At 67.5% G+C, this 12,998-nt stretch carries 11 protein-coding genes; 9 read left to right on the top strand and 2 right to left on the bottom strand.

All coding sequences use genetic code 11. From position 1 onward, the window contains the following. Window positions 1-111: 111 nt before the first annotated feature. Together Q322_RS0107130 and Q322_RS0107125 are read right to left on the bottom strand one after the other, a co-directional pair. Window positions 112-1,200, bottom strand: a complete 1,089-nt coding sequence (locus Q322_RS0107130; protein WP_029477151.1) for an enolase C-terminal domain-like protein — start codon at window positions 1,198-1,200, stop codon at window positions 112-114. After that, on the bottom strand, window positions 1,197-2,000 hold the full coding sequence (locus Q322_RS0107125; protein WP_051668323.1) for a nucleoside/nucleotide kinase family protein: 804 nt from the start codon (window positions 1,998-2,000) through the stop codon (window positions 1,197-1,199). Before Q322_RS0107125 ends, Q322_RS0107130 begins: the two co-directional genes overlap by 4 nt. A 270-nt stretch (window positions 2,001-2,270) precedes the next feature. On the opposite strand from Q322_RS0107125, the gene Q322_RS24030 reads away from it, so the two are divergent. From Q322_RS24030 to pta, 9 genes are all read left to right on the top strand, one after another. Next, complete coding sequence (locus Q322_RS24030) at window positions 2,271-2,408, top strand: hypothetical protein (protein WP_169739077.1); 138 nt, start codon at window positions 2,271-2,273, stop codon at window positions 2,406-2,408. Between the two features lie 49 nt (window positions 2,409-2,457). Next, the gene (locus Q322_RS0107115; protein WP_034417919.1) at window positions 2,458-4,326 is read left to right on the top strand and encodes a PRC-barrel domain-containing protein; all 1,869 of its coding nucleotides are present in this window, start codon (window positions 2,458-2,460) and stop codon (window positions 4,324-4,326) included. A gap of 183 nt (window positions 4,327-4,509) precedes the next feature. Next, window positions 4,510-5,472 carry a cysteine synthase A gene (gene cysK, locus Q322_RS0107110; protein WP_029477148.1) on the top strand — a complete coding sequence of 321 codons (963 nt, stop codon included), beginning with the start codon at window positions 4,510-4,512 and terminating at the stop codon, window positions 5,470-5,472. Between the two features lie 88 nt (window positions 5,473-5,560). Then, complete coding sequence (locus Q322_RS0107105; protein WP_051668322.1) at window positions 5,561-6,235, top strand: MIP/aquaporin family protein; 675 nt, start codon at window positions 5,561-5,563, stop codon at window positions 6,233-6,235. 123 nt (window positions 6,236-6,358) lie between these two features. Continuing rightward, entirely contained in the window at window positions 6,359-6,916 is a 558-nt protein-coding gene (locus tag Q322_RS0107100; protein WP_156952935.1) for a hypothetical protein, read from the top strand. A 280-nt stretch (window positions 6,917-7,196) separates the two neighbouring features. Beyond that, a complete protein-coding gene (locus Q322_RS0107095) occupies window positions 7,197-8,144 on the top strand; it encodes an epimerase (RefSeq protein ID WP_029477145.1) in 948 nt (315 codons plus the stop codon). Then, complete coding sequence (locus tag Q322_RS0107090) at window positions 8,119-9,183, top strand: aminopeptidase (RefSeq protein ID WP_156952934.1); 1,065 nt, start codon at window positions 8,119-8,121, stop codon at window positions 9,181-9,183. Before Q322_RS0107095 ends, Q322_RS0107090 begins: the two co-directional genes overlap by 26 nt. A 353-nt stretch (window positions 9,184-9,536) precedes the next feature. Next, window positions 9,537-10,727, top strand: coding sequence for an acetate kinase (locus Q322_RS0107085; protein WP_029477143.1), 1,191 nt, complete (start codon window positions 9,537-9,539; stop codon window positions 10,725-10,727). Window positions 10,728-10,777: 50 nt separating this feature from the next. Continuing rightward, window positions 10,778-12,988 carry a phosphate acetyltransferase gene (pta, locus tag Q322_RS0107080; protein ID WP_084147857.1) on the top strand — a complete coding sequence of 737 codons (2,211 nt, stop codon included), beginning with the start codon at window positions 10,778-10,780 and terminating at the stop codon, window positions 12,986-12,988. The last annotated feature ends 10 nt before the right edge of the window (window positions 12,989-12,998 follow it).

Genomic DNA, 12,998 nt, shown 5'->3' with positions numbered 1-12,998 from the left:
CGTGCCAATTTCTGACACGGCTGTCACCTGCATAGAACACCCGGAGTACAGGAGACCGTGTGTTGACTGGAAGAAAGAACCGCCCCTTGCTCCGGGCCGCCAGACCTCCATTTACAGCTGGTAGCGTTCCAGTTTCTGCGGGTCCACAGCGTGTTCGCGCAGGCCGTTGACGTCCAGCCAGCCGTCCTTGAAGGTGATCGGCAGATTCAGCAGATCGTCCTGGAGCTTCAGCACGAAGCTCAGCTCGCACGGCTCGGTGACCTCGGCGCGGGTGGAGAGCAGGGCGGCGTGCAGCGTGCCCAGTCCGGTGCTGGCCTGGGACCCCACCATGCCGCGCTTGCCGTGCCGGGCGGCCTCGCGCAGCATCCACGCGCCGTCGGTGAAACCGTTGCGGGCGGTCTTGACGTTCAGCACGTTAAAGGTATCGAAGTCCAGTTCCCGCTCCAGATCGGCGGGGGTAAAGCAACTGTCGTCCGCCACGATGGGCAGCGGGCTGCGGGCGTGCAGCTCGGCCCGCGCCCGCATCTGGCGCACTGGCAGCGGTTCTTCGACATACAGCAGCCCTGCCCCCCGCATGGCGTCCAGCGCGGCGGGCGCGGTTTCCGGGGTCAGGGTCTCGTTGCTGTCGGCGTACAGCAGCACGTCCGGGCCGAAAGTGCGGCGCAGTTCGGAAATGACCGCCAGATCGCGGGCGTGGTCGCGGCCCACCTTGACCTTCAGGCAGCGCACCCCTGCCGCCACCACCCGCGTGGCCTCGGCCAGCATGTTGGCAGGAGTGCCCAGCCCCAGGATAAAGCTGACGCGCACGCGCCGATTGGGCCCCATCAACGTATCGAACAGCGTCTGGCCCCCGGTGCGGGCACGGGCGTCGTGCAGCGCCATGTCCAGCGCGCCGCGCGCCGTGTGGTTGTTGGCCACTCTGTTGCGAACGCGGTTCAGCGCGTCCTCATCGGCGATCTTCAGTCCGCTGAACGCGGGGGAGAGGTGGGCCAGGATCGCCACCACGCCCTGCGGCGTCTCGCCGTAGATGGTGGGGCGCGGCGTGGCCTCGGCCTGCCCCACCGTGCCGTCCGAGAGGGTCACGCGCACCAGCACATGCTCGGCGGCACTCATCGCGGAATGCGCGCCCCACGCCAGCGCGGAGGTCAGCGGCAACCGGTAGGGAATGGCCTCAATTCGCTGGACCGTGACGCCGTTCACACCGACGCCTGCACGGCCCACTCCTGCACGGCCCGCGCCACCTGGGCCGGATTCAGGGCCACGGTGTCCAGAATCAGTGCTCGCTGAGGCGGTAGCCCGCGCAGAAAGGCTTCGGCGGCGGCGGGATCGTACTGGCGGCGCTCGCTCAGCACGATCCGCACCTTCGCCAGCACCCCGGCGGCGGGGCACTCCGGCCCTTCCAGCGCGGCCAGCGCGGCCAGGGCGTCCAGTTCGGTGGGGCTGAACACGGCAAAGACGCCCTTCAGACCTTCCAGCTCGGCCCGCAGGCCGCCGTCTGTGGCGCTGCTTCCAGTCACCCGATCGAAGCCGTCCGCCCGGCCCAGCAGGCGGCGCACGCGTACGGTATCGGGTGCGCCCAGTGCCACGAACCGCCACGCGGGAAATTTTTGGGCGGCGTAACGCACCTCGTCCAGGCCGCGCAGACCGTCGAACAGCGGGGCCGGTCCCCAGTGGCGGGTGTCGGCCAGCAGCGATCCCAGCGCCTGTGCCATGCCGCCGGGGTGGGCGGCGCGGTACTGCGCGGTCAGGGCGAAACGTTCCTCGCGGTCCGTCACGGCGCGGCCCACCTGCGGCCAGATCATCACGGCGTCGGCCACCTCGCGGCGGTTGGGCAGCACTTTTTGCCCTCTTAACTCCTGTAACGCCCCCAGCGCCGTACTTTTGCCCACCCCGGTCACGCCCACCAGCACGGTCAGCGGCAGGTGGCCCAGAGGGTATTCCTGCGGCCCAGGTGACGCGGCGTCGGCACGAAGATGGGGCAGGCTCAGGCTGGCGCTCACGCCGTTCAGGCTACACGCACCGGGAGCCGGAGGTCCGGGATAGTCCGCGACTGGGGCACCGGATGAGGGCCGTACGGCGCATTTGCATGCCTTGTTGCTGATTTTTCTCCCGGCGGTCTGCCCTCTGCTGGCCTGCGGGATGGACCGGGGTCCCCTCGTCCTCTCTCTGTTAAATTTTCTAAAGACCACCGCAAGATTAAAACAAGTGCGCTGAGGACTTCGGCCATCACTGACCCGCCGTTCATCTCTACACTTTTACGTGGAGGCAACATGACCCGACTTAAAGGCAATGGTGGTGGCGGCGGCGGTGCATGGTTGCTGATCTTGTTAATCGTGATCGTCGTTTTCCTGCTGGCGTACTTCCTGTATCTCAAGCCGCAGGGCATTCTCAATCTGGGCTTTATCTGAAGCTCTTCCCAGATCTCTTCTTTACCCCCTTTCCACTGGAGCGTGACGCATGATTAAAGGCAAAGACATTCTGGGGCGGCATATCGTTGCCATCGACTCCGGCGAGCGCATCGACAGCGTGCACGACCTGATCTTCGATCACCAGGCCAACGAGGTGCTGGGCCTGCTGGTCGACGAGGGCGGCTGGTTCCGCGCCGCCAAGGTCGTGCCCTTCGAGATGATCCGCTCGATCGGCGAGGACGCCGTCATGATCGCCTCGGCGGAGCATGTGACCACCACCCGTCAGGACGACCGCCTGGCCGACGTGCTGGACAGCAAGATCAGCCTGATCGGCATGACGCTGCTGACCACCGACGGGCAGGACCTGGGCAAGATCGCCGACGTGTACTTCGACGAGGCTTCCGGCAAGGTGGAGGGCTACGAGGCCACCGGCGGCCTGTTCTCGGACATGAGCAACGGGCGGACCTTCGTGCCCGCGCCGGAAAACGTGCAGATCGGCGAACACGCCGCCATCGTGCCGGTCTCGGTGGCCACCGCCATGCACGAGCAGGAGCCGGGCGGCATCAAGGGTGCCCTGAGCAGCGCAGGCGACTCCATCAAGGGCGCTTACGAGAATGTCGCCGAGGCCACCAAGGAACGCCAGAAGGAATACGTGATCGGCAAGACGGCGGGCGGCGATATCACCCTGGACGATGACACCGTGATCGTCGCCAAGGGCGACACCATCACCGCCGAGCAGGCCGACCAGGCCGAAGAGCACGGCAAGCTGACCGCGCTGGCCACCGCCGCGACGGGCGGGGTGATTTCGGACGCCTACGGCAATGTGGCCAACGCGTCCAAGGAACGCCAGAAGGAATACGTGGTCGGCAAGGCGGCGGGCGGGGACCTGCTGGCCGAAGACGGCTCCACCATCGTCACCAAGGGCCAGATCATCACCGCGGAGCAGGCCGAGCGCGCCGACAAGGACGGCAAGCTGACCGCGCTGGCCACCAGCGCCACCGGCGGCGTGATCGTCGCCAGTTACGGGGACGCCCGTGACCGCGTGCAGGGCGGTTTCGAGGACATGCGCGACGCCACCGCCGAGCGCCAGAAGACCTATGTGGTCGGCAAGACCGCCAGCAGCGACGTGAGCACCGATGCGGGCGAGAGCATCGTCTACAAGGGCGGCGTGATCACCGAGTACCAGGCGGACCGCGCCGAGCAGACCGGCAAACTGGGCGCGCTGACCGCCGCCGCCACCGGCGGGGCCATCGCGGGCGGCGTGCAGGGCCTGCGCGGCGGCGGCGACAGTGTGGATCCCACCAGTCCCGAGGCCGCCATTGGCCGCCGCGCGAAGACCGAGGTGCGTGGCCCCAGTGGCAGCCTGGTCGCGGCGCAGGGCCAGATCGTCACGGCGGCCATCGTGGAGCGTGCCCAGCACCTGGGCATCGAGGAGCAACTGCTGGCCGCCACCGTGGGCCGCCCGACCCAGTCCGGCGGCACCGACACCCGCGCCGCCCTGGCCGGAGGTCTGGAGAACGTGTCCAGCGGGGCCAGCAACCTGTTTGACCGCGCCAAGGGCTGGCTGGGCGAGCGCCGCGAGGACGCCGAGACTGCCCTGGACGAGCGCCAGCAAAAGGCCCACGAGCAGAGCATCAAAGACGCCCTGGGCCGCCCGGTCAACCGCGTGATCCTGGCCCCCGACGACAGCATCATCTTGAACTTGGGCGAGATCGTGACCCACAAGGCCGTGGACCTTGCCACCCAGGGCAACGTGCTGGACATCCTGCTCGACAGCGTGAGCAAGGCAACGCCCGACATCAATCCGCTGGACAGCCGCCCCGACGAACACGGCAAGGGCGCACTGGACAGCCAGCCGGACCTGGACAAGCACAACACGCCCGCCGGTTCGTCCACCGATCCCAAGGCGCAAGGCTAGAAACCGCTTAATCACCCCTCACCCCACCCTCTCCCCACGGAGAGGGCTTTTTTATGGCTGTTCCCCTGGCTGCAAGTGGCGGCTGGAAGCAACTCTCGAACAGGAGTCCTGAGATTCACGACCCGGCGCTGAATGGGAGACGCACCCTCCCGTCTCCTCCCGACCGGGCCTATGCTGGCGGGCATGGTCGAGACGCTGATTGGCAATACCCCGCTGGTGCAACTGAGGCGCGTGACCGAACCCGGCATGGCCGATGTGTTCGTGAAGCTGGAGGGCCAGAATCCCGGCGGCAGCATTAAGGACCGCACCGCGCTGGGCCTGATCGAGGACGCCGAGCGCAGCGGACGCCTGAAGCCTGGCGGCACGATTGTGGAACCCACCAGCGGCAACACCGGCGTGGGGCTGGCGCAGGTGGCGGCGGCCAAGGGCTACAAACTGATCCTGTGCATGCCTGCCCAGATGAGCGAGGAGCGCAAACGCACCCTGCGGGCCTACGGCGCGGAGCTGGTGCTGACCGATCCCGAGCGCCGTATGCTGGCCGCCATCGAGGAGGCCGGGCGCATCTCGGAGGAAACGGGAGCGGTGGTGATGGGTCAGTTCACCAACCCGGCCAACCCCGCCGTCCACGAGCGCACCACCGGCCCGGAGCTGTGGAAGCAGATGGACGGACGCATCGACGCCTTCGTGTACGGCAGCGGCACGGGCGGCACCATCAGCGGCGTGGGGCGCTTCCTCAAATCCCAGGACCCGGACATTCAGGTGATCGCCGTGGAACCCGCCCGCAGCAACGTCCTCAGCGGTGGCGAGCGCGGCGAGCACGGCTTTCAGGGCATGGGGCCGGGCTTTATTCCTGACAATCTGGACCGGGCCGTCATCGACCGCGTGATCACGGTCTGGGAGGAGGACGCCTACCCCCTGGCCCGCCGCCTGGCCGAGCAGGAGGGCGTGTTCGTGGGCATGAGCAGCGGGGCAAACGCCTGGGCCTCGTTGTCGGTGGCCCGCGAACTGGGCGTGGGCAAACGGGTCGCCACCATCGCCTGTGACACCGGGGCGCGGTACCTGACCACGGCGCTGTTCAGCGACGAGACCGGCACGCCGCCGGGCTACAGGCCCTATTCGCGCGAACGGGTTTCCAAAGACAATTGAAGTCCCCCGTCCTGACGCCTGGGACATCACGATGGGTCGTTTAAACACTCGATTGTAAAAAACTTGGCAAGCTCATAAAATTTTTCTCATGCTGATCAAGAAGCTTATCGCCGAGGCCATTGGCACCTTTGCCCTGCTGTTCGCGGGCATGCTCGCCATCGCCAACGACGCGACTCTGTTGGGCGTGGCCTTCGCCCACGGTCTGGCGATTGCCGTGATGGCGATGGCGCTGGGCACGGTCAGCGGCGGGCAGTTCAACCCCGCCGTCAGCATTGGCCTGAGCCTGACCGGACACCAGAAATGGACGGAGACCTTCGCCCTCATTCCTGCGCAACTGGTGGGCGGCATTCTGGGGGCGTTCGCCGCCGTGGCAGTGGCCGGACAGGACGCCATGAACAAGGTGGGCTACGGCGCGGCAGCTCTGGGCAGCGGCGTGAGCGTCGGCGGCGGCCTGCTAGCCGAGGCGATCACCAGCGCCTTTTTGCTGATGGTGATCGTCAAGGTGGCGATTCACCAGAAAAGCGTGCTGGGCGGCCTGATCGTGGGCCTAACCATCGTGGTGGACATTCTGGCGGTGGGGCCGATCAGCGGGGCCGCCATGAATCCGGCCCGTGCGCTGGGAGCAGCGGTGGCAGGCGGCGACTGGGCCAACCAGTGGATTTACTGGGTGGGACCGGTCCTGGGCGGCGCGGTGGGCGCGTTCATTGCCAACTACACCGAGGACATGCGCCCCAGCCCGGTGCCGATGGGCGCGGCGGACTGAGGAGGAGCGGTCAAACGGTCGCACCGTTGAACAGTCGAACGGTCAAACGGCAGGCGGTCTGAGAGGGGACACCTGCCGTTTCTCGTCGTCACGCTCAGCGAAAAATCAGTTTGAGTTTTTATGGTGTCCGTCTTGCTCCTTGCGCTGGCCGTTGCCCCAGCGCCGAAAGATGACTTACGTCTGGGCCTGACCGAAACGCAGTGGCGTGGGCTGGTGTCCAACACACTGGGCCATGTCGCGCAGGGCTACACGATCACGCAGGTCCTGCATCCGGCCAGCGGCGACGCTCTGGTGCGCTGGTCCTCCACGGCCAGCCTCGATCCCAGGGGACCAAACGCGCTGGGGCTTCAGCTCTACGGCCCGGACGGCATGTTTCGCCGCTGGCTGCCTGACACTGCCAGGATTAACCGCGATTATGTCCTGTGCGGGCGTTACTTGATTGGTGGGGGCAACACCCTGCGGGTCTGGGATACGGAGCAAAATTACGCGGTGATGGCGCGGAGTCGTCTGCCCGGCCCCCTTCCCGTGGCCCGGCTGAAATGCGATGGCGGCAACGTTCTCCTGAAACCTCCCTCTTCAAATTCGGCCCAGGAGGCCTTTCCGCTGCGCTTCTCTCTTCCCCTGCTTTTGCCGCTGCCCGCAGTGACCCTGCAAGTGGTGCCGTTGCCGCCCAGACGCTGAGGAAAGACCTTTGCTGGCCTGACTGTGCCCCGCCTGAGACGGCGCAGGTCTGGTGCCCAAGCTCAGGGCCGTTCTGACCCCGCCGCGCCCGCTCATACGGATTCCGTTTGTTTCGTAGATGAATCGGCGCTGTCCCGATTCATCCAGTCCACGTCCAGAACCCGTTGTTCCCCTGCTCGTTGACTTGTCCAGAGCAGCGCCCATGAAGACGCTTGGACGCCTGCCCGGATTTCCAGGTGTTTTCGACACCTTTCAATCGGGGTCCGTATAACATGCCCGCATGACCTCTCCCCACCGGCTGGTAATCGCGGGCGGCTCCGGCTTTCTGGGACGGGCGGTGGCGCGGCATTTCTCGGACCTGGGCTGGGATGTGGTGACGGTTTCGCGCTCGCCGTCCGCCGTGTCCATGCCAGGGCGCTGGGTGCGCTGGCATGGACTGCGGCAGGGCGAGTGGGCGCGCGAGGTGGGCGGCGCAGCCGCCGTGCTGAACCTGGCCGGGCGTACCGTGAACTGCCGCTATACCGCGCAGAACATGCTGGACATCTACACCTCGCGCCTGGACACCACGCGGGCGCTGGGGACGGCGATCCGGGACGCGGCAGCGCCCCCACCCGTCTGGCTGAACAGCAGCACCGGGACCATCTACAGGGGCGCGCAGACCCCGCAGACCGAGGCGGCGGGAGAGATCGGAGACGGTTTTAGCGTGGACGTCGGGCAGCGCTGGGAAGCGGCGCTGCTGGAAGAGGACCTGCCGCGCACCCGCCGCGTGGCCCTGCGAACGGCGATGGTCTATGGCCTCGGCACGGACGGTGTGATGGCCACCACTGATCCCCTGATGCGCCTGGGCCTGGGCGGGCCGATGGCGGGCGGCGGTCAGTACGTCTCGTGGATTCACGAGCGCGACTTCTGCCGCGCGGTGGAGTTTCTGGTCGATAGCGAATTGGCAGGCCCCGTCAACGTCAGCGCGCCCCAGCCGCTGCCCAACCGCGATTTTCTGCGCGCCTACCGTGAAGCCTGGGGCATGCCGCTGGGCATTCCGTCCACTGCCGGGCTGATCGGGCTGGGAGCTGCCGTGATGAGGTCGGAGGCGGAGTTGCTGCTTAAAAGTCGTTATACGGTGCCAGAGCGTCTGCTTCAGACGGGCTTTGAATTCGAGTATCCATCCTGGCCAGAAGCGATTGCCGCGCTGGTGGCCGAGGTCCGTGAAGTGGGTCATGCGGGCCGCTAAAGTTGCGCTGATCGCTGCTGGAGTTGTGGCGCTGGTGGCCGCACTCTCGGCCTGTTCGGACGTGCGCTATCTGGCGCAGGCGGCAGGCGGGCAACTGGACCTGCTTCAGCGGGCGCGGCCCATTGCCGATGTGCTGGCCGACTCCGCCACCGACGCGGAGGTACGCCGCAAGCTGGAACTGGTGGGCCGGGTGCGCGCCTTCGCCACCGGCGAGCTGGGCCTGCCCGATCACGGCTCGTTCTTAAAGTATGTGGACGTGGGGCGGCCCGCCGTGGTCTGGAACGTGTTTTCCGCGCCGCCGGACGGCATTGACCTGCGGACCTCCTGCTTTCCCATCGCGGGCTGCGTGACCTACCGGGGCTACTTCCACGAAGCTGCGGCCCGCGCCTACGCCGACACGCGCCGCGCGGCGGGGGACGACGTGAGCGTGGGGGGCGTCAGCGCCTACAGCACGCTGGGTTACCTGAAAGACCCGGTGCTGGCCACCATGCTGTCTTCCTCCGACGCTGGCCTGATCCGCACCGTGATCCACGAACTGGCGCACCCGGCGCTGTATGTGAAAGACGACACCGTGTTTAACGAGTCCTTCGCCACCTCGGTTGAGGAGGCCGGAATGCGACGCTGGCTGAAGGAATACGGCACCCCCGAACTGGCTGCGGCAGACCGGCTGGCGCAGGAGCGCGCGGCGGGCTTCCAGAAACTGCTGCTCCAGACGCGCGGCGAACTGGAAGCCCTGTACGCTCAGCAACTGCCCGCCGCCGAGGTTCAGACCCACAAGGCGGCGATCATCGAGACCCTGAATGACCGCTACGCTGCCCTCAAGGCCAGTTGGGGCGGCTATAACGGCTACGACGGCTGGTTTGCGCGCGGGGCCAACAACGCCTCGCTGGGTGCGGTGGCCGCCTACGCGACGCTGGTGCCGGACTTCCTGGCCCTCTTAGAGCGCAACGGGGGCGATATTCCCACCTTTATCAAGGCTGCCGCCAAGTGTGCGGGGCGGCCCAGTGGGGAGCGGCAGGAGTGCTTGAAAGGAGAGTAGAAAAACGCGGCTGGGACGTATCTTTTGGCCCTTCCCCCCAATGGGTGAGGCTGGGAGGGAGTGAACCGCAAACGCCCGGCCAGCGCAGTGATGCGCACCGCGTTCAATTCCAGAGTAGACAGGAAAGCGCCGTCTGTTCTTCCAGACCACGCTCTTCCAGACCACGCCACGCGTTCTCTTTGCTTCTCCTTCCAGCCGGGTCATAGTAAGGACTTTGACCGCAATCCGTGTCAGAGGACGGCGCTGCGCTTCTGGCCCACTCGGCGGCCTGCCCTGTGGCCCCCCTCCCCGGCCCTGCGCCCGGAGGAGGGAGCACAGACCTCCCCGCCTCCCTTCTGAGAGAATGACCGCATATGTGGACCCTCGTTCTCAACAGCGGCAGCAGCAGCTTCAAATTCGCCCTGATAGACCCGGCCTCGGGCAAGACGTGGCTCTCGGGGCTGGCCGAGCGGCTGGGGGTGGAGGCGGCCTCTGTGCGGCTGGATTCTGATGGCAAACGGCAGACCCATTCCCTGAATGGCGGCAGTTACGCCGAGGCCATGCGGCTGGTGCTGGCCGAACTGGACGCGCTGGGGCTGCGGCAGGACGTGCGGGCGGTGGGCCACCGCGTCGTCCACGGCGGCTCCCGCTTCAGCGCCCCCGCGCCCATCACGCCCGAGGTGCTGGAGGCCATCCGCGACTGCGTGCCGCTCGCGCCGCTGCACAACCCGGCGAACATCGCGGGCATCGAGGCGGCCATGAACGCCTTTCCGGGCCTGCCGCAGGTGGCCGTGTTCGACACCGCCTTTCACCAGACGATGCCCGAAATTGCCTACCGCTACGCCGTGCCGGAGGAATGGTTCCGGCAGCATGGCGTGCGGCGCTACGGCTTCCACGGCATCAGCCACGCTTTTGTGGCCGGGGAGGCCGCGCGGGTGCTGGGCCGCCCTTTGGCCGAGCTGAACCTGATTACCGCCCACCTGGGCAACGGCTGTAGCGTCTGCGCGGTTTCTGGTGGGCGCAGCGTGGACAGCAGCATGGGCCTGACCCCACTGGAGGGGCTGGTCATGGGCACCCGCAGCGGCAACGTGGACCCCGGCCTGCACGACTACCTGGCCCGCGTCTCTGGCCTGACCCTGACCCAGATCACGGCGGCCCTGAACCGTGAGAGCGGGTTGCTTGCCCTGTCTGGCCTGACCAACGACATGCGCGAGCTGGAGGAAGCGACGGCGCGCGGACACGTTGGCGCGAAGCTGGCCGTGGGAATCTTCGTCTACCGGCTGGCGCAGGGCATTGCCGCGATGGCTGTGGCCCTGGGCCGGGTGGACGGTCTGGTCTTCACCGGGGGCATCGGCGAGAACAGCGCCACGGTGCGCGCGGCGACGATGGCCCGCCTGCCGTTCCTGGGTTTCAAGTTGGACGAGTCTGCCAACGCGGCAGCCGCGCGTGGTCAGGGCGGCCCCATTAGCGCCCCCGACAGTCTGCCTGCCCTGGTGGTCAACACCAACGAGGAATGGATGATCGCCCGCGAGACGGCAGGCATCCTGGCACTCACGCCCCGCTGAGCGTTTCCTCTCTGCCCCCAAACCTTGAGACCCCTCCGAAGGAGACCCACATGAAAACCCTCTTCATCGCCCCCACCCGCAACGCCGTGGGCCTGTCCAGCACGGCGCTGGGCCTGACCCGCGCGCTGGAACGGCAGGGCCTGAAAGTCGCCTTTCTCAAGCCGATTGCCCAGACGCACGAGCTGGATACCGACGACAGCGTGCATTTTGCCCGCGCCCTGGCCCACCTGAAGACCCCCGATCCCATTCCGCTCTCCAAAGCCGAGGACCAACTGAGCCACGGCGCGGAAGAGGAACTGATGGAAAACGTGATCGCCCTGTCGCGCGCGGCCACGGATGGCGGCGGCGCAGACGTGTTGATCGCCGAGGGCCTGGCCCTGACCGAGCGCAACGTGTATGCGGGGGCGCTGAATGCCTCGCTGGCCCGCAACCTGGAGGCCAGCACCGTGCTGGTGTCTAGCCTGTCGGGCGTGACGGCGGGAACGCTGGCCGACGAGCTGGAAATCGCCGCGCAGAACTACCGCCGCAGCGACGGCACCGGGTTGTCGGGCTACGTGCTGAACTTCGCGCCGCCCACGCTGGATTTCGGCGGATTGATGGCCGAACTCCGGGTGCGCAGTCCGCTGCTGGCAGGCGGGGAACTGCCGCTACTGGGCGTGGTGGCCCAGTCCCCGGCATTGGCCGCCCCGCGCACGCTGGACGTGGCCCGCTACCTGGAGGCCGAGGTGCTGAACGAGGGCGAGGCCCAGTTGCGCCGCGTCACCAGCACGGTGGTCACCGCCCGCACCGTGCCGCGCATGGCCCACCTGTTCGTGCCCGGCGCGCTGGTGGTCACGCCGGGGGACCGCGAGGACGTGATCATGGCCGCCTCGTTGGCGCACCTGAGCGGCGTGCCGCTGGCGGGCCTGATGTACACCTCGGGCAGCGGGCCGGAGGACAGCATAGAAAAGCTGTGCCGGGCGTCGCTGACCTCCAGCCTGCCGGTGATGCGTGTCCAGACCAATTCCTTTCATACCGCCTCGCGCCTGTCGCGCATGGACGCCCGCGTGCCGCACGACGACACCGAGCGCATGGAGCGCACGCTGGATTTCATCGCGGACCGGCTGGACCTGGCGGCGCTCCGAACGCGCATCCGCACGCCGGAGGTGGTGGGCGAGCGCCGGTTGCCGCCCAGCGCCTTTCGTTACGAGCTGATCGTGCGCGCCCGCGCCGCCAACCGGCGCATCGTGCTGCCCGAAGGGGACGAGCCGCGCACCGTGCGCGCCGCCATCCGCTGCGTCGAGAAGGGGATTGCCCGCCCGCTGCTGCTGGCCTCGCCCGAGAAGGTGCGCCAGGTGGCCGATGGCCTGGCCCTGACCCTGCCGCCGGGCCTGGAAATCATCGACCCCGACGGCATCCGTTCACAGTACGTGGCCCCGATGGTGGAACTGCGCAAGAACAAGGGCCTGACTGCCCCGCAGGCCGAGGCGCAACTGGAGGACACGGTGGTGCTGGGGACCATGATGCTGGCCCAGGGCGAGGTGGACGGGCTGGTGTCCGGCGCGGTGCACACCACCGCCAACACCGTGCGCCCGGCCATGCAACTGATCAAGACGGCCCCCGGCGCGGCGCTGGTTTCCTCGGTGTTCTTCATGTTGATGCCCGAGCAGGTGCTGGTCTACGGCGACGCGGCCATCAACCCCAATCCCAACGCCGAGGAACTGGCCGACATCGCCATCCAGAGCGCCGACAGCGCCCTGGCCTTCGGTATCACGCCGCGCGTGGCCATGCTCAGTTACAGCACGGGCGAGAGCGGCAGCGGCGAGGACGTGGAAAAGGTGCGCGTGGCCACCCGGCTGGTCCAGGAACGCCGCCCGGACCTGATGGTGGACGGCCCGATGCAGTACGACGCCGCCAGCGTGCTGAGCGTGGGCCGCCAGAAAGCCCCCGACAGTCCGGTGGCGGGCCGCGCCACGGTGTTTATCTTCCCCGATCTGAACACCGGCAACACCACCTACAAGGCGGTGCAGCGCGCGGCGGGCGTGGTAGCCGTGGGGCCGATGCTTCAGGGACTCAGGAAGCCGGTCAATGACCTGTCACGCGGGGCACTGGTGGACGACATCGTGTACACCATCGCGCTGACGGCGATTCAGGCGGCGCAGGGGGAAGCGGCACGGGCAGAAACGGCCCAAATGGAAACGGCCCAGATGGAAACGGTGCAGATGGGAACGGCCCAGGATCAGGAAGCGGGGGATCAGGCGACGCCGGGGGAAGGGCGGTAAACGCAGCCCC

This window comes from Deinococcus frigens DSM 12807 (assembly GCF_000701425.1).
GTDB classification, from domain to species: domain Bacteria; phylum Deinococcota; class Deinococci; order Deinococcales; family Deinococcaceae; genus Deinococcus; species Deinococcus frigens.
The sequence above is the reverse complement of the archived record's forward strand: the minus strand, read 5'-3'. Positions and strand labels throughout refer to the sequence as shown.

Excerpts from the sequence above, each read along its gene's own strand:
- Q322_RS24030 (WP_169739077.1), top strand. The coding sequence starts at position 2,271 with ATGACCCGACTTAAAGGCAATGGTGGTGGCGGCGGCGGTGCATGGTTG.
- Q322_RS0107115 (WP_034417919.1), top strand. The coding sequence starts at position 2,458 with ATGATTAAAGGCAAAGACATTCTGGGGCGGCATATCGTTGCCATCGAC.
- cysK (WP_029477148.1), top strand. The coding sequence starts at position 4,510 with ATGGTCGAGACGCTGATTGGCAATACCCCGCTGGTGCAACTGAGGCGC.
- Q322_RS0107105 (WP_051668322.1), top strand. The coding sequence starts at position 5,561 with ATGCTGATCAAGAAGCTTATCGCCGAGGCCATTGGCACCTTTGCCCTG.
- Q322_RS0107095 (WP_029477145.1), top strand. The coding sequence starts at position 7,197 with ATGACCTCTCCCCACCGGCTGGTAATCGCGGGCGGCTCCGGCTTTCTG.
- Q322_RS0107085 (WP_029477143.1), top strand. The coding sequence starts at position 9,537 with ATGTGGACCCTCGTTCTCAACAGCGGCAGCAGCAGCTTCAAATTCGCC.
- pta (WP_084147857.1), top strand. The coding sequence starts at position 10,778 with ATGAAAACCCTCTTCATCGCCCCCACCCGCAACGCCGTGGGCCTGTCC.